Here is a 20,398-nt window from a genome sequence, read left to right as displayed (position 1 = left end):
AGTATGAACGAAAAAGGATTAAAGACATTAGAATATCAAAAAGTTAAACAACAAATTCAAACATTTATATCTACTGAATCTGGACAAGAAGAAGTTAAGGGATTAGAACCGATGATTAATCTCGAAAAAATCCAAAAAGATTTAGACGAAACACAAGATGCTGTGAAAATATTGCGACTCCGCGGTGGCATTCCTTTACCACAATTAGTCAACGTTAAGCCACATATGAAACGGTTAGATATGGGAGCTTCTTTGAATGGTAAAGAGCTGTCTGCTGTTGGTCGTGTTCTGCGAACGACTAATGAAGTTAAATTATTTTTTAAAGATTTAGCAGATTCTGAAATTGAATTAACGAGATTATTTGAATGGATAGAAAAGCTTGAAAATCTACCTGAAATTAATCGTAGGTTGAATCAGTCAATTGAAAATGATGGTCACATTACTGATGAGGCTTCACCAGTATTGCATAATATTCGACAAAATATTTTACGCTCGGAAAGTGCCATTAGAGCTAAATTACAAGAATTTACGCGTGGCAAAAGTGCTAAATATTTAAGTGAAACATTAATTACAATTAGAAATGAACGTTATGTTATCCCTGTTAAGGCAGAATATCGTGGTCAATTTGGTGGCGCTGTTCATGATCAAAGCGCAACAGGACAGACTTTATTCATTGAACCACAAGCAATAGTTGAGATGAATAATCATTTACGTGAACAGCAACTTGCTCAAGCAGATGAAGAACGTCGTATTTTGGCAGAGTTGTCTGCATTAGTTGCACCTTTTACAGCAGAAATTTTAGAAAATGCTTATATTTTGGGACATTTTGATTTTGTTAACGCAAAAGCACAATATGCAAGCTCAATTAAGGCAACTGAACCAACGATTAGTGTGGAGAATGATATATTTTTAAGACAAGCACGTCATCCTTTATTGGATAGCAAAAAAGTAGTTGCTAACGATATTATGTTAGGAAAAGATTATCAAGCAATAGTTGTTACGGGACCTAATACTGGTGGTAAAACAATTACGTTAAAAACATTAGGCTTAATTCAGATGATGGGACAATCAGGTTTAAATATTCCAACAAATGAAGGTAGTCGTATTGGTATTTTTGAAGATATCTTCGCAGATATTGGTGATGAACAATCGATTGAACAGAGCTTAAGTACGTTTTCTGCCCATATGACTAATATCGTTTCTATTTTAGCTAATATTAACGAACATTCATTAGTTTTATTTGATGAATTAGGAGCTGGAACGGATCCACAAGAAGGTGCAGCTTTGGCCATTGCAATTCTTGATGCTGTTGGAGAAAAAGGTAGTTATACAGTTGCCACAACACATTATCCTGAATTAAAAGCGTATGGGTTTAATCGTGCTGGAACAATTAATGCTAGTATGGAATTTGATAGTGAAACGTTACAACCAACTTATCGATTATTAATTGGAATCCCTGGTCGTAGTAATGCTTTTGATATTTCTCGTAAAATTGGGTTAGCGTCAAATGTTGTTGATCAAGCTCAAAACTTGACCAATCAAGATAGCCAGGATTTGAATGAAATGATTTCTGACTTAATGAGTAAGCGAAAAAAGGCAGAAGATGAGACACTGGCATTAAAAGTACAACTAGAAGATTCAACAAAATTGCATGATGATCTTGCAAAACAGTATGCTGAGTTTGTTGCACAAAGAGAGTCAATGACGGATAAAGCTAAGGAAAAAGCTAATGAAATCGTAGCAGAAGCTGAAATAAATGCAGATAAAATTATAAAAGAGATTCGCCAAATGCAGATGCTTCAAGGACAAGCTGTTAAAGAACATGAATTAATTGATGCAAAATCACAATTATCACAAATGCATCAACCAACGAATGCTTTGAAGAAAAATAAGGTCCTACAACGAGCTAAAAATAAACAAGAATTCCATGTGAACGACGATGTCTTAGTTAAAACTTATGGTCAACAAGGTGTTCTAGTTAAAAAAATGAGTAAGACAGAGTGGGAAGTTCAGCTTGGTATTCTAAAAATGAAAATTAATGAAAATGATCTTCAAAAGGTTCATATCGAGAATGACAAAAAGGATAGAACCATTTTTAAAAATGCAGCTTCAACGAGCGTTTCAACATCGCTTGATCTTCGTGGTCAGCGATATGATGATGCAATGAGCCAAGTTGATCAGTATATTGATTCTGTCTTACTTGCTGGATATGCGTCTGTCACTATTGTTCATGGTAAAGGGACTGGTGCCTTAAGAACTGGAATAACAGATTATTTGAAATCTAATCGTCATGTTAAATCATTTGAATTTGCAGCACCCAATGCTGGTGGAAATGGTGCAACTATCGTAGAATTCAAGTGACGTTTACTTTTTGTAAGCAAAAATGTGGCGTAGTATTATTTTCTTTGATATGATGGTCACATAAATAACAAAAGGGGGAATTCAAATGGTACAAGCAATTACAGATAAAGAATTTGAAAAAGTAACAGATTCAGGTGTAACATTGACAGATTTTTGGGCAACATGGTGTGGTCCTTGTCGTATGCAATCGCCAGCTATTGAAGATTTAGAACAAGAAATGGGCGATAAAGTAAAATTTTCTAAAATGGATATTGATCAAAATCCAGCAACAGCACAATCTTTTGGTATCATGAGTATTCCAACTTTAATGATTAAAAAAGATGGCGAAGTTGTTGATACAATCGTCGGTTATCATTCAAAAGATCAGGTTAAAGAAGTTTTAGCACAATATATTTAGTAATTAAAAAGAGCTGACTTTTAAAGTCAGCTCTTTTTAATTATCTATTCGATAATTATTCAGTTTCAGTTGCTTCTTCGAAGTGAAATTGGTCAGTTGGTTCTGTCATATTAGGATCTTTTAAATCAGTTTGAACAATAATTGAAACACCAGATTTATTATTTTGATTTTCAATTATTGTTTCTGATGTGAAACCACTTTGAATTTGGATAGTTTCAGCAATAAACCCAGCTTCTAGGTTAAAATCAGCAGACTTAATCTGATTCTGTCTGAAGGTAACAATACTACCAGATAGTAACCAAGTTTGCTTGTCTTTTTTTTCTTTAACTACTTCAAGGGTACCCCAGTTTGCCTTTTCAAAAAAGGTAATAAGGTCTGCAATATTAGCTAAGTTAGCATTGCGGGCCATTTTTTTACCAACCCAGTATAAAATTGTTGTATCTGTACCAATCACTTCTGGTATTAAACTATCACGAATAAGTTCATATGCGAATGTATCATTGTTGTCAGCAGATAATAAATTTTCAATCAAATTTGGTTTCATATGGATCTCCCTCTAGATATATAATATACAAGTATTATACCGTTATTTAAGATTAGATGATATTGATTTTTTATAAATTAATGTTAAATGACTAGACTTGAATTTTGAGTAAAGACAAGTCATAATTGAGATTGATAAGTAATCGAAAAAGAGGTTAGAAAATGAATAATCAAGCAATTGGATTTATTGATTCAGGTGTTGGTGGATTAACAGTTGTAAAAGAAGCACTTAAACAATTACCAAACGAAAAAATATACTATTTAGGTGATACAGCTAGAATGCCATATGGACCTAGGCCCTCAGAACAAGTTTTAGAATTTACTTGGGATATGACATCTTTTTTGTTAAGCAAAGGGATAAAAATGTTAGTGATTGCTTGTAATACAGCTACGGCAGCTGCCTTAGATGATTTACGAGAAAAATTAGCAATTCCAGTGATTGGTGTCATAAAACCAGGGAGTAGAGCGGCAATTAAGTCATCTAAAAACCAAAGAGTAGGCGTTATTGGGACAGAAGGTACGATTAAAAGTAGCGCATATAGTAATACGTTACATGAAAAAAATCCTAATTTATTTGTGACGAGCTTACCATGTCCAAAATTCGTCCCAATTGTTGAGAGTGATCAATACGAATCAGAAATTGCTGAACAAGTTGTTAATGAAACGTTATCTTTTTTTGACGACAAAAATATTGATACACTAGTTATGGGCTGTACCCACTACCCATTACTCAGACCTTTTATTCAAAAAGCCGTTGGCGATAAAGTAACGTTGATTGATTCAGGAGCTGAAACAGTTAACGATGTTTCAACTATCTTAGATTATTTTAATATTGCGGCTAAAAGTGAAGAAAAAATTGAACATGAATTTTTTACGACGGGTGATGCGAACGATTTTAACGAAATTGCATCAGGTTGGTTAGGATTGGAAAATATAAATTCTAAAACAATTCATTTAGGACAGGGAGACTAACATGCGTAAAAATGAGAATCGAGATAATTTAGAAGTTAGACCAGTCTCAATTACAAAATTAAGTCTTAAAGAAGTTGATAGTGCGATTGAATACCAGTTGGGCCTGACTAAGGTAACAATTTTAGTTAATGAAACGGCTAATATTGGCGAATTGGAAGTTGACGTTAACCGGTGGTTGAGTGTTCAAAGCAATGTTAAAAATGAATTGATTTTATCATCGCTTAAGACAGCCTTGGCAGAAACATTAAAGGATACTGGATTTTATTTACAAGTACAAATTATGCAAGCTGATGGAGATATTATTGCAGCAGTTATTAATGCGAGCTATGTAGCAATTCAAAATTTATTGTTAAAGGGTAACGGTCAAAAATTAAAACCATTTTCAGCGATTAATGTGGGTTTCATTCATGATGAATTATTTGCTGATTTAACAAGTAAAGAAGAGGAAATAGCTGATAGTCATTTATTAATTGTTCAAAATGAATCAGGGGCATTCTTGCAATTGAATTTTGAAAAATCAAATGCTGATTTACTTGGTGACAAATTAACGCAACTTTTAGGAGGAGCAATGTCAGGATTATCAGAATTAATGGGTAATTCGCAGAAGCAAACTATTTTAATTCAAAATGAACACATTGAGAATCAAAAAGATGTGATTTTAATTGCAACTAAAAATGAAGGAAAAGCGACTGAATTTAAACGTTTTTTTAATCCATTAGGATTTAAAGTTACCACGTTGTTGGATTATCCTGAATTACCAGATGTTGAAGAAACTGGGAAAACATTTGAAGAAAATGCAAGGTTAAAGGCTGAAACAATTTCACAGTTAACGCAATTACCTGTGTTAGCAGATGATTCCGGTTTAATGGTGGACGCTTTAGATGGTCGACCAGGCATATTTTCTGCTCGATTTGCTGAGGACCATAATGATGCCGCAAATAATGCGAAATTATTACATGAAATGACTGACGTGCCAAAAGAAAAACGGACTGCAAATTTCCATACAACGTTAGTTTTTGCAAAACCTGGTCACGAGTCACTAGTTGTAGACGGTGAAGTAGCTGGAGAAATTTTGGGTATACCACGTGGAGATAACGGATTTGGGTATGACTCACTTTTTTACGTACCTGAATTAGATAAGTCTATGGCTGAACTGACTGAAGTAGAAAAAAATAAAATTAGTCATCGTGGTCGTGCAACCGTCAAGTTAATGTCAAATTTTAATGATTGGTGGGAAAAATAAGATGAAGTGTTTAATTGTGAGTGATAGTCATGGAGATCGTGATATATTAGAATCTATTTTAGTACATAATAAAAATCAGGTTGATGCATTTTTTCATTGTGGCGACTCAGAATTAGAAGCAAATGATCCGCTTTTTAATAAGTTTAACGGTGTCGTAGGAAACATGGATTTTGATATGAATTTTCCAGAAGAATTAGTTAAAATTGTGAGCGGGGAAACTATCTATCTATCTCACGGGCATCTGACTAACGTTAAAACAGGACTGTTCGCACTTGAATTAAAAGCTAAGGCTAATCATGCTAAATTCGTGTTTTTTGGGCATACTCATGAATTAGGATGTGAGATGACTGACGATGGCGTATTAATTTTAAATCCTGGAAGTATTAGTCTTCCTAGAGGGAAGTATCAACGTATTGGTGGAACATATGCGATAGTAGAAGCAAACGGAAAAAATGTTCACGTCTCATATTTCAACAGACAACATAAATTAATACCAGAATTAACTTGTGAGTTTAAACGTAAATAGCGAAAAAAAACCTCTAAACGATAAAATTCGTTTAGAGGTTTTTAAAATTTAAGCTAGCATAAAAAGTGACTTGTATAGGAAAACGGCACAAATGCCGGCTGCAATTGGTGCAACGACTGGAACCCAACTATAATCCCATTGTGAGTTACCTTTATTTTTAAGAGGTAACAGTTGGTGTAGTAAACGTGGAGCAAGATCACGAGCAGGGTTTAGGGCTGGGCCAGTTGCGCCACCCAATGATGCAACTAATACAAGGACTAAGAAACCTAATCCGAGATGAGCTGTTCCGAGGTTATCGGAGAAAAATGGTGCTTTTGTAATACCAATGGCGCCAAATATCAAAATGAAAGTACCAACAAATTCATTAATAAAACCATTTAATTTACTTTGAGCGGCATCAATAGTTGAGAAAGTACCTAAAATACGTTCAGGATCAGTTGTTTGATCATAGTAAGGTTTGTAGGCTGCAACAACAATAGCTTGTCCAACGAATGCACCTAAAAATTGTACTGTCATGTAGGGAAGTACTTCACCCCATGGGAATAAACCAGAAAAGGCTAATCCTAATGTGAAAGCTGGATTAATATGATTTGCTGAAATACTACCAAAGATTAAGGCGGGAATCATAACACCGAATCCATAACCGAAGGCGATTAAAGCCCAATCACTACCATGTCCTTTTGTATGCCCAAGTTCGACATTGGCCACCGAACCGTTACCTAAAATAACCATAATTGCTGTACCAATAAATTCTGCAGCTAATCTTGTTGTTAATGTATAATCCATTGTATCCTCCTATTTTTGTTCGCAATATTTATTATGTTACCAATATTGCGAACAAATGTAAATATTTATTAATAATTGGCTCAATTTCTAAAAAAAATTAGTGTCTACGTTCAATTTATTATAAAATAGGAGTTGTTCTAAAAGTTTGGAAGGAGGACCTATTGAATGATAGCTAAGTCTATTGAAAAAATGTTATCCGAAAACCAGGAACACTTTTTAATTCCAGCTGAAATTGTTGCTAATGTACAAGAAAATAACTTCCTGGATCACGCACTATTAGTTTTAACAAAAGTTCATTATGCTAAAATACCTGTTTTAGATAATGATTATAAGTTTAAAGGATTGTTATCCTTGTCTATGATTACTGAGACAATGTTAGGATTAGATGAATTGGATGTCAGCCGATTACATGAAGTTCGTGTTAAAGATGTTATGGAAACTGATATTCCCACTATTCAAAATCCTTATGATATTGAGAATGTTTTACACTTACTTGTGGACCATCCTTTTTTATCAGTTGTTTCTTCTGAGGATAGTTTTACAGGGATTGTGACACGTCGTGAGCTTATGAAAAGTATGAATCATATTGCTCATGAATTTGAAAAAGAGTATATAGTTCAAGATATAGAAACTAAAGAAAATAAATAATATAAAATATTAGGAGAATGATAATGGCAACTTTAGATGCACACGAAATTATTAATTTTATTAGCACTTCAAAAAAGAAAACACCCGTTAAGGTATATATTAAAGGGGATTTAGTTGGAATGGATGTTCCAGATACGATAGAAGATTACTTAAATGATAAGGCTGGCGTTTTATTTGGTGATTGGGCAGATATCGAACCTTTCCTAAATGAAAATTCAAAAATTGTCAGTTCTCATATTGAAAATGAAACTCGTAATTCAGCTGTTCCGTTATTAGATTTAAAAAAGATTAATGCACGTATTGAACCAGGTGCAGTTATTCGCGATCAAGTTTTAATTGGCGATAACGCTGTTATTATGATGGGCGCTATCATAAATATTGGTGCTGAAATTGGTAAGGGAACAATGATTGATATGGGCGCTGTTTTAGGTGGCCGTGCAATTGTTGGTGATAATTGTCATATTGGTGCTGGAACAGTACTTGCTGGAGTTGTCGAACCACCTTCAGCAACACCTGTTATTATTGAAGATGACGTTTTAATTGGTGGGAATGTTGTCGTTCTTGAAGGTGTTCGTGTTGGTAAAGGTGCCGTTGTTGGTGCTGGAGCTGTTGTTACTAAAGATGTTGCACCTTATACGGTAGTTGTAGGGATGCCCGCAAAAAAAGTTAAAGATATCGATGATAAAACAAAAGATAAAACAGAAATTTTAGCAGAGTTACGTAATATCTAGAAATTAATTGAAACGAGGGAACAGATAGAAATGAGTTTAACAACTGAAGAACTAATTAAAATCAGACGGGACTTACACCAAATTCCGGAAATTGGATTAGAAGAATTTGAAACTCAAGCCTATCTACTGAACTTAATTTCAAAATTTAATCAAAGTTTTATAGTAATTAAAACAGTTGAAACTGGTATTTTAGTTCGAGTAATTGGTTCTATTGGCGGGTATACAATTGGATATCGGACTGATATTGACGGACTACCTGTTACTGAAAAGACAGGATTGCCATTTTCATCACGAAATGAAGGTAGAATGCATGCTTGTGGGCATGATATTCATATGACGGTTGCGCTCGGAATTCTGAATTATTTTTCTGAAAATCAACCAACAGTAAATATGACTTTTATCTTTCAACCAGCAGAAGAAAATGCCAGTGGTGGTAAGCGACTCTATGAGAGTGGGTTATTAGATGAGTGGATGCCTGATGAAATTTATGCATTCCATGATAATCCGCAGTTACCCGCTGGAACAATTGGAACTCGATTAGGTACTTTATTCGCAGGTACGTGTGAAATTCATGCACACCTAACCGGAAAAAGTGGACACGCTGCATACCCACATCAGGCTAATGACATGGTAGTTGCTGGTGCACAGTTAGTTACGCAATTACAAACGATTGTCAGTCGAAATGTCGATCCTATACAATCTGGAGTTGTCACATTAGGTCAGTTTACTGCTGGAACGACTGGGAATGTTATTGCTGGTGAAGCCCAGATTAATGGGACAATTCGTGCGTTAACACAAGAAATGAATTTATTGATTCAAAAACGTGTTACAACAATTTGTGAGGGTATCGCATTGATGTACGATTGTGAAGTAGAATTGAACCTCATTCAAGGTGGTTATCTACCTGTTGAAAATGATGATGGCAGGACTGAAAACTTTATTCGATTTATGAAAAACGATCCAGAAGTTTCATTTATTGAAACACAACCTGCAATGACGGGAGAAGATTTTGGATTTTTATTGTCTAAAATACCTGGAACAATGTTTTGGTTGGGTGTAGATAGTCCGTACTCACTACATTCTGAATTTTTGGCGCCTAAAGAATCTGCAATTGATGCAGGTGTCCTTGCAATGGTCCATTTTTTGACAGATAGAGATCAACAAATAAGAAACTAAAAAATGACTCAATTATGATTTCATAATTGAGTCATTTTTTAGTTAAGTGAGATAGGTGAGTTCAATACATGTATTTGAGCATCATTTAAAGCCGTTAGATAACCGGCAAGAAATGTCCGTTGAGTAGATGCTTGTTCACCATTTAAAGTGAACACAACGACTCTAAAGACCAAATTTCCTTTACCAAGATCAACTAGTCCTAAAATATTTGGTCCATCTTTAATTTCTGGATGGAGCGGGACTAACTTTTCATTAACGCTCTGCACAATATGGGTTATTTTATCCACATCATCAGTGACGTCAATTCGGATATCGATAACTGCTCGCATATTATTGCGAGATAAATTACTGACAATTGTGATATTTCGATTTGGGACAAAATGCAAAATACCATCGTAGTCTTCAATTTGTGTCGTGCGTAAACCGACAGCCACGATAGGACCCTCAATTGAATCAATTCTAACGATATCTCCAACATCGAATTGTTGTTCTAAAAGAATAAAGAATCCAGTGACGACATCAGTTACAAATCCTTGTGCGCCAAGACCTAAAGCAACACTTAAGATTCCGGCACCTGCAATTAAGGTACCAACAGGAACACCAAGTACTGACAGAATAGCGTAAAGATAAAAAAATAACATAATATAGTGAAAAATATTTGATGTTAGTGAATTGATTGTTTCAACTCTATTTGTTGAATATCTATCGGATCCTCGATATTGATTGAATGTTCGACGAATAATTTTTTTACCAATCCAATTTATAAGGATAAATAGAAAAGAAAAGAAAACAAGGGAAAAGACTAGTTCAACTAGATTGCTAATAATGGCATCCCAGTCGATATGAGCTATGTAACGTGAAAGGAAAGTACTTTGTTTTGTAACAGTTTTTAGTAATGTCCCTAAAAGTAAATTGTCCTTTGCAAAATATTCCAAAGAAAGATTGTTTAAAATGGCGATCACCCCTAAATTAATTTATTGATATCATCATAGCAAACATGGGAGCTAATGTGTAATTTAAATACAAAACTGTCGTATGTTATCAATTGCAGTTTTGAGGTTCGAATGCTATCCTATAAGTAGATTTTGAATTAATGTACATAAGTAAATAGGAGGAATTATTATGACAGGTGGACAAATTGCAGGATTAATTGCCGCTGTTGCTTTTGCGGTCTTAGTCCTATTCATTATTTTCGTTCTTATGAGAATGATGAGAACACTCGGAGAAGTGAATAAAAGTATTTCATCTATTACCAGCGATGTTGATGGCTTATCAAATGAAGTTGAGAATATACTCGTAAAATCAAATATTTTATTAGACGATGTAAATGGTAAAGTAGCAACAATTGATCCTTTATTTCAGGCTGTTGCTGATTTGAGTGAAAGTGTGTCTGATTTGAATGATGCAAGTCGAGGATTAATGACACACGTTTCAGCGACGTCAAAGAAGGCTAAAGATTCTTCAGCTTTCATTAATGTTGGTAAAAAGGCATTTAGTTTTTATAAAAATAGAAAAGTTTAAAACAAGGAGGGGTTTGTTATGTCAAAAAAATTTTTATTAGGATTAGTAGTTACAGGTGGGGTTGCCGCGTATACAGCTTCTAAATTAATTTCTGAAAAAACGAAACAAGATATTAAAGAACATTTAGAAGAAAAAGCTTTAGATGTACGTGATCGTGTATTAGAGTATAAGGCTTATGCTGAAGACGCTAGTATTGATTTAAAAGATAAAATGGTTGATTTTGATGAAATGAAAAACAATCTAAGTGATAAATTTTCTGAAAAAAGTGAATTATTAATGAGCCAGGATGCGTATGTTAATGCTAAAGATGCATTGATTAATGCAAAGAATGATTTAAAAAATAAATTAGCTATGGAATCAGACGATATATTTGAACAAATGACTGACTTAACAGATGAGTTCTCAGACTTAGCTGAAGAAGATATCTATGTTGATAGCAAGAGTGCTTTTGGTGAAGCTAAAGATGCTGATGCAGCAGAAGGCAAAGCTGAAACAATTTATCCAGATGGATGGACAGGCGAAAAATAAAAGTAAAAAAGAATATTACAATGTTTAATGCGAACTATTTGAATCAATTAGCTTTAGAATAATAGGTAATCATGTGCTATTCAAAAATGAGTAGCATTTGGTGACCTATTTTTTTATTTAAGACTCATAGTTTATGGGATATTAAACGCAATAATAACTAAAAACCCCTAAAGTTAGAAAACTTTAGGGGTTTTTAGTTATTATTTTTATTAGTGTAGTTCAATTGTTTTTAATGTTTTTGGTGTAACTGTAAATGGTTCATTACCGTTTTCAGTTAGATAAATGCAATCTTCAATACGAACGCCAGCAACACCTGGAATGTAAATACCAGGTTCTATTGAGAAACACATACCGGGTTTAAGTTCCATTTTATTTCCTTCCATAATTGAAGGGAATTCATGTTCACTTTGCCCCATACCATGACCAAGGCGATGAATAAAGTAGTCACCATAACCAGCCTTGACGATGACGTCACGAGCAACTTTATCTAAATCTTCCGCAATCATACCTGGTTTAGCAGCAGATTGCGCTTTTAATTGCGCTTCGAGACAAACTTTATGAATTTCCAATGCTTTTTCATTTGGTTTACCGAATGCTACAGTACGACTAGCATCTGAGATATAACCATCTGAGATAACACCTAAATCAAATAATGTTAAAGCATTTGATTGGATAAGATCTTTTTTTGCAAATCCATGAGGTTCAGCGGCATTTTTTCCACTTTGAACAATAGTGTCAAAGCTCATATGCATGATTCCTTTTTTCATCATTGCATATTCAATTTCTGCAACAACATCTTGTTCAGTTCTGCCTTCTTGAAGAGCGTTAAAGCCAACTTCAAAAGCGACATCAGCCCATTTTCCAGCAATTTTTAATTTTTCAATCTCGTCTGGTGTTTTAATTACTTTAAGTGTTTCGATAAAGCTTGTTGCATCAGCTACAAATTCAGCACTTGGGAAGATACGACGAATAGCATCATATCTTTCAACCGTTAGGCTACCTTTTTCAATAGCCCATTTCTTTGGCGAATTTTTACGTTTATTAATTTCACTTTGTATGATTGCGAAAGCATCTTCGTGATCAAGATAACCATAAACTGGATATTTCCAGCCGGTATCTTTGGCAGCTTCGACTTCAAGAGCGGGTGTAAATAAAAATGGGTCTTGATCAGGAAATACAAAGAGAGCTAAAACGCGCTCAATAGGATCACTTTCAAAACCGGTAAAATATTGAATACTCATTGGATCGTTGATATAAGCAATGTCAGTACCATTATTGGCAAGCCATTGTTGTAAAGATGCAATATGTGACATGAAATCTCTCCCTTTACAATAGTATACTGTATTATAGCATAAGTAAGACATAACAATTAAAAATTGAAATTTTCATAATATAAAAATTATTTTCATGAAAATAAGGTAAAAACGCTTGCAATTGTCTTGAAAATTTGCTAAATTATTCTAGTGCTTGAAAACGGAATGAAAACTTGATATTTAAGTAATGAGAGGAAATAATACTAATGGATAAACAAACAATTACAATTTATGACGTAGCAAGAGAAGCGGCTGTTTCAATGGCAACTGTTTCACGTGTGGTTAACGGTAACCCTAACGTTAAACCTGCAACAAGAAAAAAAGTTTTGGAAGTTATTGATCGACTTGATTACAGACCTAATGCTGTTGCTAGAGGATTAGCAAGTAAGAAAACGACAACAGTCGGGGTTATTATTCCCGATGTAACTAATATTTACTTTTCATCATTAGCACGTGGAATTGATGATGTTGCAACAATGTATAAATATAATATTATTTTAGCTAACTCTGATCAAAATGGTCAAAAAGAAGTGCAAGTATTAAATACATTATTAGCTAAACAAGTTGATGGTATTATTTTTATGGGAAATCAAATTACTGATGAATTACGTGCTGAACTTAAAAGAAGTCGTACACCAGTTGTTCTTTCAGGTTCAGTTGATCCTACTGGAGAATTAGGTAGTGTTAATATTGATTATATTGCAGCTGTAATGGAATCAGTAACGGATTTAATTAATAATGGCAATAAACGTATTGCATTTGTTTCAGGTTCAATGGATGAACCCATTAATGGTGAATATCGACTAAAAGGTTATAAATTAGCTCTTGAAAAAGCCGGAATAAAATTTGATCAAGACTTAATTTTTGAAACAGATTATTCTTATCGAGCTGGCGAAACCTTATGGCCAGCAATTTCTTCAAGTCATGCAACTGCAGCATTTGTTGGTGATGATGAATTAGCTGTTGGTGTTTTGAATGGTGCTAGAGATGCTGGTTTGAGTGTACCCGAAGATTTTGAAATTATTACAAGTAACGATTCAAAATTGACTGAAATTGTTAGACCAAAATTATCTTCAATAACACAACCTTTATACGATTTAGGGGCTGTATCTATGAGATTATTAACAAAATTAATGGATAAAGAAGAAGTTAGTGAAAAAACGATCCAATTACCATATGGATTAATCAAGCGTTCTTCAACAAAATAATATAATAAAAAACTTGGTTTTCTAAATTATATTTGGAAAATCAAGTTTTTATTATACTTGGATGGGAAATTTTATGAAAAATAAAAATAATATTTACTTTTTTTTAGCCTTCTTAATTATTGTAATTCTGTTTATTAGTTCTTCGGAAACGTACAAGCAGCAGACATCTATTCCTTTTTTAGAAAAGTATTTAGCTGGTAAACCATTTGAAAGCATGTTGTCACATATTTCATTTAGTTATGCTGGAACAGATGAAAGCTTTAACCATGTTGGTTATTTTAAATTAGTTGAGTTTTTTATCCGTAAAACTGCTCATTTTATGACATATTTCTTTATGGCTAGCTTCATATTCTTGGGAGTGAAAAATAAAATTAAGTATTGGCGTTACAGTGGGCTTATTGCAGTTGCTTGTGCAGCGCTATATGCAGGACTTGATGAAATTCACCAAAGTTTTACAGGTGGTAGAACGCCCTTAATCCAAGATGTTTTACTTGATACAATTGGTGCAACAACGGGTGTAATTTTGACTATATTAATTCTAATATACTATCGGCACAAAAAAGCTAAAGAAAACTAGTTCAATCCGATTCTCGTGAAGAAGGTTGATATTAAGCTATTATTTTGATATCATAATAAACGGTTAAAAGTAAAAATTCAGAAACATTTCGGAAAGAGGTAGGGAATTATGTCAGGACATTCAAAATGGAATAACATCCAAGGTCGTAAAAATGCACAAGATGCTAAACGTGGTAAAATTTTCCAAAAATTATCGAGAGAAATTTACATGGCTGCAAAAAGTGGTGGTCCTGATCCCGATTCGAACCCCTCATTACGTTTGATGCTTGATAAAGCTAAAGCTGCAAATATGCCAAAAGATAATATTAAACGTGCTATTGATAAAGCGTCTGGTTCAGAAGGTGCAGATTATGAAGAAATTACATATGAGGGCTACGCACCAGGTGGTGTTGCCATCTTAGTTCATACCTTGACGGATAATCGTAATCGGACTGCTTCAGAAGTTCGTATTGCATTTACACGTAATGGTGGAAATTTAGGTGAAACAGGTTCAGTTAATTACATGTTTGATCGTAAAGGGTACATCATAATTTCTCGTGAAGAATTAGATACTGATGAAGATGCTATGTTTGAAGATGTTATTGATGCTGGTGCTGAAGACTTAAAAACATCAGAAGAGTTATTTGAAATATATACGGATTCAAAAGACTTACCAGATGTACGTGCTTCGTTAGAGGCTAAGGGATACAAATTAGATACATTTGAATTAGTAATGATTCCTCAAAATCTAGTACCAGTACCTGAAGATAAAATTGAACAATTTCATCATATGATTGATGCATTGGAAGACAATGATGATGTTTCAGAAGTTTTCCATGCTGGTGATATTGCAGACGAAGATTAAGGTACTCTCTATAATAAAGAGATAAGTCATCTTAAAAAGTTGGAAATTAATTAAATATAAAAATATGAAAAGCCAAAATTAAATGTTTTGGCTTTTTTTGCGTACTTAAATATATGGAAAGGAGGGATATTGAGATGATTGAAACAGAAATACAAGAAATGATTAAAATATGTGTTAAAAACAGAGCAAGTGATATGTATATAATTCCAAGTGATAAAGGATGCTTAGTTAAGTATCGAACGTTGAATAATTATCATAACCTTAATAGTTATTCAGAAAAAAAGATGATACAAATGAATAATTTTCTTAAATTTAAGGCAAATATGATTCTGAGCGAAACTAGGCGGCCACAGTTTGGAACTTTTCAGTGGCAAATAGAACACGAAAAGGTAAATTGCCGAATTTCGAGTGTTGGCGATTTTTTAGGTAGAGAATCAATTGTTATCCGATTTATTTATTCGAATACCGATGTGCCGTTACTTCAACTTTTACCAAATCAATTTCAGCAGTTGATAAATGCATGTGGGTCCGGTGGGCTAATTTTATTCTCAGGTCCAATGGGTTCAGGTAAGACAACGACAATGTATCAACTGGCTGAAATGATACAGAATCAAAGGACAATATTAACTATTGAGGATCCAGTTGAAATTCAAAATCCTAATTTTATTCAATTACAGGTTAATGATAAAGCAAATATGACATATGCGGAATTATTAAAAGTTGGATTGAGGCACCATCCTGATATTTTTATTATCGGTGAAATCAGGGATGAAGTCACTGCCAATGCTGCTATTAAAGCGGCAATGAGTGGCCATTTAATTTTAAGTACCGTACATGCAAGAAACGCAGTGGGAACAATTAAACGACTGGAAAATCTTGGCGTTAGTCGAGATGATCTCAATAGGACGCTACAGGCAGTAAGTTATCAGAGATTAATTGAAACAACGCAAGGTGGGAGCGGTGTACTATTTGATATATTAGCAGGTCAAAAGTTAGAGTCTGTTCTTGAAGGAACATTTAATCAAAAAATAGTTTTAGAGAGGTGGCATGATAGCCTTGATCAATGTATTAAGAAAAATATTATTACAATTGAAACAGCAAATAATTTTAAATAGAAGAAAATGGACAATTCAAAAACAAAGTGAATTTTTCGAAGTCTTGGCAGACTTATTAGATTCGGGATTTTCGCTCAGGCAATCTTTAGCAACGGCGACTAAATTATTTCCAGTTGGGAAAATAGATATTCAAAAAATTGAATCCAAACTAAGAAGTGGTGAGCCATTTTCAACAGGTATTAAACCGTATATTTCCAAAAGTTCGTATTATCAAATTACGATTTCTGAAAAATACGGAGGATTAAATAAAAGTATTAAACAACTCGGAAAATTGATGACGGTTAGAGTAAAACAAAAGAAACAGTTAAAGCAACTCCTGCAATATCCAATGATTCTGATGGGGTTACTGGTTGTCTTATATATCGGAATCCAACAATATATTTTGCCTGAAATAAATTATAGTCAGTTAGGTTCGTCATCAAATTCTAACTTTAAAATGATATTAATGAAGAGTATTATCTCTGTCGTAATTAGTCTATTTATCGGATATATCATAAAAACTAGCATTCGTGTTTCAAAACAAAGTACGATGAACAGGCATGTTTGGTATTGTCAGGTCCCCATAGTAGGTAAAATTTATCGGGATTATTGTCATTATTATTTAACATTTAATTTGGGTCTACTTTTAGCAAGTGGTTTAAATTTGAATAAAATATGTGATTATTTAAATCAATTTGATCAAAAATCTTTACTATATCAGTTAGGTAAACAGTTAACGAATCATTTTGAAAATGGTGGGAGTACAAAACAAATGATTGATAAAAGTCCTTTATTTCCTAATGAGATAACGACATTTCTCGCAAAAGGGAATACGTTAGATGTGATGAGCCAAGAATTATTAATGTATTCGGAAATAACTTATCGTAAATTTGAGTCATCTGTCGAAAGAATCATGATTTATGTACAGCCAGTTGCATTCGTAATTGTAGCGGCCTGTATTGTCGGATTGTATTTAACAATATTATTACCTATGTATCAGACTATGGAGGAAATTCAATGAAGAAAAACAGAAAAAAATTAAAAGCATTTACGCTGGTTGAAATGCTATGCGTCTTATTTATTATCTCACTTCTAATGTTAATTATATTACCTAATATAGGACATCAAAGAGCAGGTGCTAAACGGGTTAATGATGAAGCGCTAGTTAGCGTCGTCCAAACGCAGGTTGATTTGTATGAAAATGAAACGCATAATAAATCGATAAATTTTGCTGATTTAGTTTCGGAAAAATATTTAACTGAAAAGCAAGAAAAGGAAGCAAAAGATAATCATATTATTATCTCGAATAATGTTGTTAAAACAGAAAACTAAATTTAAAGCATTTAGTTTATTTGAAATGCTTATTTCGTTGGCAATTACTAGTATTTGTGGTCTATTGTTGATGGGGCCAATGGATCAAGTACTTGCGATATCAAAAGAAAAGCAATTTTGGCAAAATTTTGAACAACTTTGGCAAAGTGCAGTGGTAGAGGCACCGATGAATCGGATGCCTAATAGTATTAATTTTAATGATGATAAAATGACCATTATTAACGGCAATAGTAAAATTAAATTAGACTATCCGAAGACTGTGACAGTTAAAAATAGAGTAACAATAAAAATAAATAAAAGTGGGCAAATCACTGGTAAAACAGTTAATTTTAAGTCCACATTACCAAATAGAAATCAAAAAATAGTATTTCAAATTGGGTGGGGTCAATTTATTAGAAAGGATGTCGAATAACGTGCGTAAAATGTCAGGAATTGTGTTAGCTGATGCTATTATGACTTTAACTATTGTCGCATCAGGTTTTGGATTATATGTACAGACCAATCACACATTACAGAAACAAGAAGATTATTGGAATCATAAAACAACTACTACAAGAAATCTGAAAGAAATCAGTAAATTATTAGTCATTCATCCGACAAGTAAATTATCAAAAATAGTTGATGGCGAATTACAGTGTGCCACTATGTCTGAAATTCGAATTAAGTCTGAAAATGATTTAACAAGTATTAAATTGCAATGAAAAGTTTTTCTTTATTAGAAACTATTGTTGCATTAGGTATATTTATCCTCTCTCTTAGTCTAATGACAACATGTTGGCACTTATGTACAAATGGACACCAAGAAATTAGTGGAGATAGAGATTTTTCGTTACAGCAATGTATCGGATTATTGGAGTCAGATCACTTAGATTTAAAGATAATAGATGTTGGTAAATATACAATTTCATTAAAAAATAATAAGACAGGAGCTCGTTACTATCTAAGTCAGCATAATGAAATGATACAGTTTATTGGGTTTTCAGGAGGTCATATACCAATTTTATATCATGTAAAATCATTTTCGGTGGCATATGATGAACCAATTCTATTTTTAAAAATCAAACAAGAACATCAAAATAAGACTTTAAAATTGGTAATACCTATGGAAAAAAAGGATTAAGATGCGAAAAATCAAATTATTAAACGGACATTTAGTTGTATCAGCCATATTTTGTTTAATGTTATTAATTGGTTTGTTGTTGGGACAACTGGTATATTTTCAAACAAAATTCACTAGTTATCAGAAAATATGTCAGTATAATCAAGCAGAAACTATGAAAAATATGACTATTTTGAATCGAAAAGCAAAAAATCTAAAAGAAAAGTATACTTATAATTATGGTGTTGTTGAATACCAAAAAGGAGCCTATCGGGTTATTTTGAAGAATGGTAATCAATATTCTTTTTCAGAAAAATGATAAAAAAGAAACTTAACTTGAATTGAGAATTGAAAATCGTTAAACTGGAACGAGCAAATAAATTCAAGGAGTGATTTTATGTCATTAGAAGAAATAGAAATGAACTTTAATCAGATTAATGAAACAATTGATATTTTACAAAAAAGTTTAGAAATCACTTATTTGGACGCATTTATTGAGACTAGCAATAATTTGTTAGATAATAAATCTGTGCACGTAGAAGATGGCTTACCAAATGAGCAAGATGTAAAAATTTTGAATCAGATTTATAAAAAAATGAATTTGAATACCTTATCGGCAGAAGATGTGCGTAAAGTTGTACAGTTAGTTTTATTGAAGGCAACAAGACAAGAAAGTATTCAACCTAATCATCAAATAACACCAGATACAATTGGATTTTTAGTTGCGTTTGTATTAGAAAAATTAATAAGTGCAAAAAAATCGGTTAGTTTATTGGACATTACAGTGGGGTCAGGGAACTTACTGACGACGGTTTTGAATCAAATGACTGCTGATAAGTTTGAAATTTCAAAAGCATATGGGATTGATAATGATGATACAATGTTATCAATTGCAGGGTTAAGTGGACAGTTACAACACTTGAATTTAGAATTATTTCACCAAGATGCGGTTGATGATCTAATTGTAAAAAAATCTGATGTTGTTATTGCTGACTTACCAATTGGTTATTATCCTCTAGATGAAAGAGTCACTCATTTTGATACACATGCCACTGAAGGTCATTCATATGTACATCATTTATTAATAGAACAATCAATCAAATACCTAAATGATGGTGGTTTTGGTATCTTCCTTGTTCCAACTGGTCTATTTGAAACAGAGGAAGCAAAAAAATTACTTGTTTACATTCAATCAAATGCATATCTGCAAGGTATGCTCAATTTGCCTGTGGAATTATTTAGTTCATCTAATTCGCGTAAATCTATTTTGATTTTACAGAAACATGGTGAAGGTAGTAAACAAGTTGATGAAGTATTATTAGGTGATTTCCCATCACTAAAGGATGAAGAACAATTTCAGAGTTTTGTTAAAACGTTAGATAAGTGGATAAAGGCCAACTTTAATAATAAGTAAAGTGACTCATTTTTTGAGTCGCTTTTTTTTATTTAATTATAAAACGAAGAATTTCTTTAGAAATTAACATGTGTCATGTATAATCT

The 20,398-nt window shown here is 33.1% G+C and carries 25 protein-coding genes; 21 read left to right on the top strand and 4 right to left on the bottom strand.

The window, feature by feature from the left end; all coding sequences use genetic code 11:
- The first annotated feature begins 3 nt into the window (after positions 1 to 3).
- Together ACE83Q_RS03790 and trxA are read left to right on the top strand one after the other, a co-directional pair.
- Complete coding sequence (locus ACE83Q_RS03790; RefSeq protein ID WP_409022777.1) at positions 4 to 2,361, top strand: endonuclease MutS2; 2,358 nt, start codon at positions 4 to 6, stop codon at positions 2,359 to 2,361.
- A gap of 85 nt (positions 2,362 to 2,446) precedes the next feature.
- On the top strand, positions 2,447 to 2,758 hold the full coding sequence (trxA, locus tag ACE83Q_RS03785; RefSeq protein WP_409022776.1) for a thioredoxin: 312 nt from the start codon (positions 2,447 to 2,449) through the stop codon (positions 2,756 to 2,758).
- A 55-nt stretch (positions 2,759 to 2,813) separates the two neighbouring features.
- On the opposite strand, the gene ACE83Q_RS03780 is transcribed toward trxA, so the two are convergent.
- Positions 2,814 to 3,302, bottom strand: coding sequence for a YslB family protein (locus ACE83Q_RS03780; RefSeq protein WP_409022775.1), 489 nt, complete (start codon positions 3,300 to 3,302; stop codon positions 2,814 to 2,816).
- A gap of 161 nt (positions 3,303 to 3,463) precedes the next feature.
- Here ACE83Q_RS03780 and racE point away from each other — a divergent pair, with 161 nt between their 5' ends.
- From racE to ACE83Q_RS03765, 3 genes are read left to right on the top strand one after another with little or no spacing between them, the layout of a single operon-like run.
- The gene (racE, locus tag ACE83Q_RS03775; protein WP_409022774.1) at positions 3,464 to 4,273 is read left to right on the top strand and encodes a glutamate racemase; all 810 of its coding nucleotides are present in this window, start codon (positions 3,464 to 3,466) and stop codon (positions 4,271 to 4,273) included.
- 1 nt (position 4,274) lies between these two features.
- Positions 4,275 to 5,516, top strand: coding sequence for an XTP/dITP diphosphatase (locus ACE83Q_RS03770; protein WP_409022773.1), 1,242 nt, complete (start codon positions 4,275 to 4,277; stop codon positions 5,514 to 5,516).
- 1 nt (position 5,517) lies between these two features.
- Positions 5,518 to 6,042, top strand: coding sequence for a YfcE family phosphodiesterase (locus tag ACE83Q_RS03765; protein WP_409022772.1), 525 nt, complete (start codon positions 5,518 to 5,520; stop codon positions 6,040 to 6,042).
- 48 nt (positions 6,043 to 6,090) lie between these two features.
- Here the strand turns inward: ACE83Q_RS03765 and ACE83Q_RS03760 are convergent, their stop codons facing one another.
- Positions 6,091 to 6,828, bottom strand: a complete 738-nt coding sequence (locus ACE83Q_RS03760) for an MIP/aquaporin family protein (protein WP_409022771.1) — start codon at positions 6,826 to 6,828, stop codon at positions 6,091 to 6,093.
- Positions 6,829 to 6,993: 165 nt separating this feature from the next.
- On the opposite strand from ACE83Q_RS03760, the gene cbpB reads away from it, so the two are divergent.
- The 3 genes from cbpB to ACE83Q_RS03745 are packed head-to-tail and all read left to right on the top strand — an operon-like array spanning position 6,994 to position 9,383.
- Positions 6,994 to 7,476: a cyclic-di-AMP-binding protein CbpB gene (cbpB, locus tag ACE83Q_RS03755; RefSeq protein ID WP_409022770.1), complete on the top strand. Its 483-nt coding sequence runs from the start codon at positions 6,994 to 6,996 to the stop codon at positions 7,474 to 7,476.
- A gap of 23 nt (positions 7,477 to 7,499) precedes the next feature.
- Positions 7,500 to 8,207 (top strand): 2,3,4,5-tetrahydropyridine-2,6-dicarboxylate N-acetyltransferase, encoded by a 708-nt coding sequence (gene dapD, locus ACE83Q_RS03750; RefSeq protein WP_409022769.1) that lies wholly within the window; start codon positions 7,500 to 7,502, stop codon positions 8,205 to 8,207.
- Positions 8,208 to 8,237: 30 nt separating this feature from the next.
- Entirely contained in the window at positions 8,238 to 9,383 is a 1,146-nt protein-coding gene (locus ACE83Q_RS03745; protein ID WP_409022768.1) for an N-acetyldiaminopimelate deacetylase, read from the top strand.
- A 38-nt stretch (positions 9,384 to 9,421) separates the two neighbouring features.
- On the opposite strand, the gene ACE83Q_RS03740 is transcribed toward ACE83Q_RS03745, so the two are convergent.
- The gene (locus ACE83Q_RS03740; protein ID WP_409022767.1) at positions 9,422 to 10,318 is read right to left on the bottom strand and encodes a mechanosensitive ion channel family protein; all 897 of its coding nucleotides are present in this window, start codon (positions 10,316 to 10,318) and stop codon (positions 9,422 to 9,424) included.
- A 187-nt stretch (positions 10,319 to 10,505) separates the two neighbouring features.
- On the opposite strand from ACE83Q_RS03740, the gene ACE83Q_RS03735 reads away from it, so the two are divergent.
- Positions 10,506 to 10,904 carry a DUF948 domain-containing protein gene (locus ACE83Q_RS03735; RefSeq protein ID WP_409022766.1) on the top strand — a complete coding sequence of 133 codons (399 nt, stop codon included), beginning with the start codon at positions 10,506 to 10,508 and terminating at the stop codon, positions 10,902 to 10,904.
- An 18-nt stretch (positions 10,905 to 10,922) separates the two neighbouring features.
- Entirely contained in the window at positions 10,923 to 11,432 is a 510-nt protein-coding gene (locus ACE83Q_RS03730) for a hypothetical protein (RefSeq protein ID WP_409022765.1), read from the top strand.
- 209 nt (positions 11,433 to 11,641) lie between these two features.
- On the opposite strand, the gene ACE83Q_RS03725 is transcribed toward ACE83Q_RS03730, so the two are convergent.
- Positions 11,642 to 12,745 (bottom strand): M24 family metallopeptidase, encoded by a 1,104-nt coding sequence (locus ACE83Q_RS03725; RefSeq protein ID WP_409022764.1) that lies wholly within the window; start codon positions 12,743 to 12,745, stop codon positions 11,642 to 11,644.
- Positions 12,746 to 12,951: 206 nt separating this feature from the next.
- On the opposite strand from ACE83Q_RS03725, the gene ccpA reads away from it, so the two are divergent.
- The 11 genes from ccpA (at position 12,952) to ACE83Q_RS03670 (ending at position 20,312) form a co-directional block, all read left to right on the top strand.
- On the top strand, positions 12,952 to 13,953 hold the full coding sequence (ccpA, locus tag ACE83Q_RS03720) for a catabolite control protein A (protein WP_409022763.1): 1,002 nt from the start codon (positions 12,952 to 12,954) through the stop codon (positions 13,951 to 13,953).
- Positions 13,954 to 14,026: 73 nt separating this feature from the next.
- Positions 14,027 to 14,530, top strand: coding sequence for a VanZ family protein (locus ACE83Q_RS03715; protein WP_409022762.1), 504 nt, complete (start codon positions 14,027 to 14,029; stop codon positions 14,528 to 14,530).
- A 108-nt stretch (positions 14,531 to 14,638) separates the two neighbouring features.
- A complete protein-coding gene (locus ACE83Q_RS03710) occupies positions 14,639 to 15,373 on the top strand; it encodes a YebC/PmpR family DNA-binding transcriptional regulator (protein ID WP_409022761.1) in 735 nt (244 codons plus the stop codon).
- A 134-nt stretch (positions 15,374 to 15,507) separates the two neighbouring features.
- Positions 15,508 to 16,488: a competence type IV pilus ATPase ComGA gene (gene comGA, locus ACE83Q_RS03705; RefSeq protein ID WP_409022760.1), complete on the top strand. Its 981-nt coding sequence runs from the start codon at positions 15,508 to 15,510 to the stop codon at positions 16,486 to 16,488.
- On the top strand, positions 16,430 to 17,488 hold the full coding sequence (gene comGB, locus ACE83Q_RS03700; protein ID WP_409022759.1) for a competence type IV pilus assembly protein ComGB: 1,059 nt from the start codon (positions 16,430 to 16,432) through the stop codon (positions 17,486 to 17,488). Before comGA ends, comGB begins: the two co-directional genes overlap by 59 nt.
- Positions 17,485 to 17,799 carry a competence type IV pilus major pilin ComGC gene (gene comGC / locus ACE83Q_RS03695; RefSeq protein ID WP_409022758.1) on the top strand — a complete coding sequence of 105 codons (315 nt, stop codon included), beginning with the start codon at positions 17,485 to 17,487 and terminating at the stop codon, positions 17,797 to 17,799. The genes comGB and comGC overlap by 4 nt, the downstream gene beginning before the upstream one ends.
- A complete protein-coding gene (locus ACE83Q_RS03690) occupies positions 17,777 to 18,211 on the top strand; it encodes a prepilin-type N-terminal cleavage/methylation domain-containing protein (protein WP_409022757.1) in 435 nt (144 codons plus the stop codon). Before comGC ends, ACE83Q_RS03690 begins: the two co-directional genes overlap by 23 nt.
- 1 nt (position 18,212) lies before the next feature.
- Entirely contained in the window at positions 18,213 to 18,500 is a 288-nt protein-coding gene (locus ACE83Q_RS03685; protein WP_409022756.1) for a hypothetical protein, read from the top strand.
- 62 nt (positions 18,501 to 18,562) lie between these two features.
- Positions 18,563 to 18,919: a ComGF family competence protein gene (locus ACE83Q_RS03680; RefSeq protein ID WP_409022755.1), complete on the top strand. Its 357-nt coding sequence runs from the start codon at positions 18,563 to 18,565 to the stop codon at positions 18,917 to 18,919.
- A 1-nt stretch (position 18,920) separates the two neighbouring features.
- Positions 18,921 to 19,217 carry a hypothetical protein gene (locus tag ACE83Q_RS03675; protein WP_409022754.1) on the top strand — a complete coding sequence of 99 codons (297 nt, stop codon included), beginning with the start codon at positions 18,921 to 18,923 and terminating at the stop codon, positions 19,215 to 19,217.
- 78 nt (positions 19,218 to 19,295) lie between these two features.
- Positions 19,296 to 20,312 (top strand): class I SAM-dependent methyltransferase, encoded by a 1,017-nt coding sequence (locus tag ACE83Q_RS03670; RefSeq protein ID WP_409022753.1) that lies wholly within the window; start codon positions 19,296 to 19,298, stop codon positions 20,310 to 20,312.
- Positions 20,313 to 20,398: the final 86 nt, after the last annotated feature.

This window comes from Dellaglioa kimchii (assembly GCF_046115505.1).
In the GTDB taxonomy this organism is placed as follows: Bacteria; Bacillota; Bacilli; order Lactobacillales; family Lactobacillaceae; genus Dellaglioa; species Dellaglioa kimchii.
Note: the sequence above shows the minus strand (reverse complement) of the source record. Positions and strands in the feature narration are given on the sequence as shown.

Coding starts and splice junctions, on each gene's coding strand:
- ACE83Q_RS03790 (WP_409022777.1), top strand. CDS start 4: ATGAACGAAAAAGGATTAAAGACATTAGAATATCAAAAAGTTAAACAA.
- trxA (WP_409022776.1), top strand. CDS start 2,447: ATGGTACAAGCAATTACAGATAAAGAATTTGAAAAAGTAACAGATTCA.
- ACE83Q_RS03780 (WP_409022775.1), bottom strand. CDS start 3,302: ATGAAACCAAATTTGATTGAAAATTTATTATCTGCTGACAACAATGAT.
- racE (WP_409022774.1), top strand. CDS start 3,464: ATGAATAATCAAGCAATTGGATTTATTGATTCAGGTGTTGGTGGATTA.
- ACE83Q_RS03770 (WP_409022773.1), top strand. CDS start 4,275: ATGCGTAAAAATGAGAATCGAGATAATTTAGAAGTTAGACCAGTCTCA.
- ACE83Q_RS03765 (WP_409022772.1), top strand. CDS start 5,518: ATGAAGTGTTTAATTGTGAGTGATAGTCATGGAGATCGTGATATATTA.
- ACE83Q_RS03760 (WP_409022771.1), bottom strand. CDS start 6,828: ATGGATTATACATTAACAACAAGATTAGCTGCAGAATTTATTGGTACA.
- cbpB (WP_409022770.1), top strand. CDS start 6,994: ATGATAGCTAAGTCTATTGAAAAAATGTTATCCGAAAACCAGGAACAC.
- dapD (WP_409022769.1), top strand. CDS start 7,500: ATGGCAACTTTAGATGCACACGAAATTATTAATTTTATTAGCACTTCA.
- ACE83Q_RS03745 (WP_409022768.1), top strand. CDS start 8,238: ATGAGTTTAACAACTGAAGAACTAATTAAAATCAGACGGGACTTACAC.
- ACE83Q_RS03735 (WP_409022766.1), top strand. CDS start 10,506: ATGACAGGTGGACAAATTGCAGGATTAATTGCCGCTGTTGCTTTTGCG.
- ACE83Q_RS03730 (WP_409022765.1), top strand. CDS start 10,923: ATGTCAAAAAAATTTTTATTAGGATTAGTAGTTACAGGTGGGGTTGCC.
- ACE83Q_RS03725 (WP_409022764.1), bottom strand. CDS start 12,745: ATGTCACATATTGCATCTTTACAACAATGGCTTGCCAATAATGGTACT.
- ccpA (WP_409022763.1), top strand. CDS start 12,952: ATGGATAAACAAACAATTACAATTTATGACGTAGCAAGAGAAGCGGCT.
- ACE83Q_RS03715 (WP_409022762.1), top strand. CDS start 14,027: ATGAAAAATAAAAATAATATTTACTTTTTTTTAGCCTTCTTAATTATT.
- ACE83Q_RS03710 (WP_409022761.1), top strand. CDS start 14,639: ATGTCAGGACATTCAAAATGGAATAACATCCAAGGTCGTAAAAATGCA.
- comGA (WP_409022760.1), top strand. CDS start 15,508: ATGATTGAAACAGAAATACAAGAAATGATTAAAATATGTGTTAAAAAC.
- comGC (WP_409022758.1), top strand. CDS start 17,485: ATGAAGAAAAACAGAAAAAAATTAAAAGCATTTACGCTGGTTGAAATG.
- ACE83Q_RS03690 (WP_409022757.1), top strand. CDS start 17,777: ATGTTGTTAAAACAGAAAACTAAATTTAAAGCATTTAGTTTATTTGAA.
- ACE83Q_RS03680 (WP_409022755.1), top strand. CDS start 18,563: ATGACAACATGTTGGCACTTATGTACAAATGGACACCAAGAAATTAGT.
- ACE83Q_RS03675 (WP_409022754.1), top strand. CDS start 18,921: ATGCGAAAAATCAAATTATTAAACGGACATTTAGTTGTATCAGCCATA.
- ACE83Q_RS03670 (WP_409022753.1), top strand. CDS start 19,296: ATGTCATTAGAAGAAATAGAAATGAACTTTAATCAGATTAATGAAACA.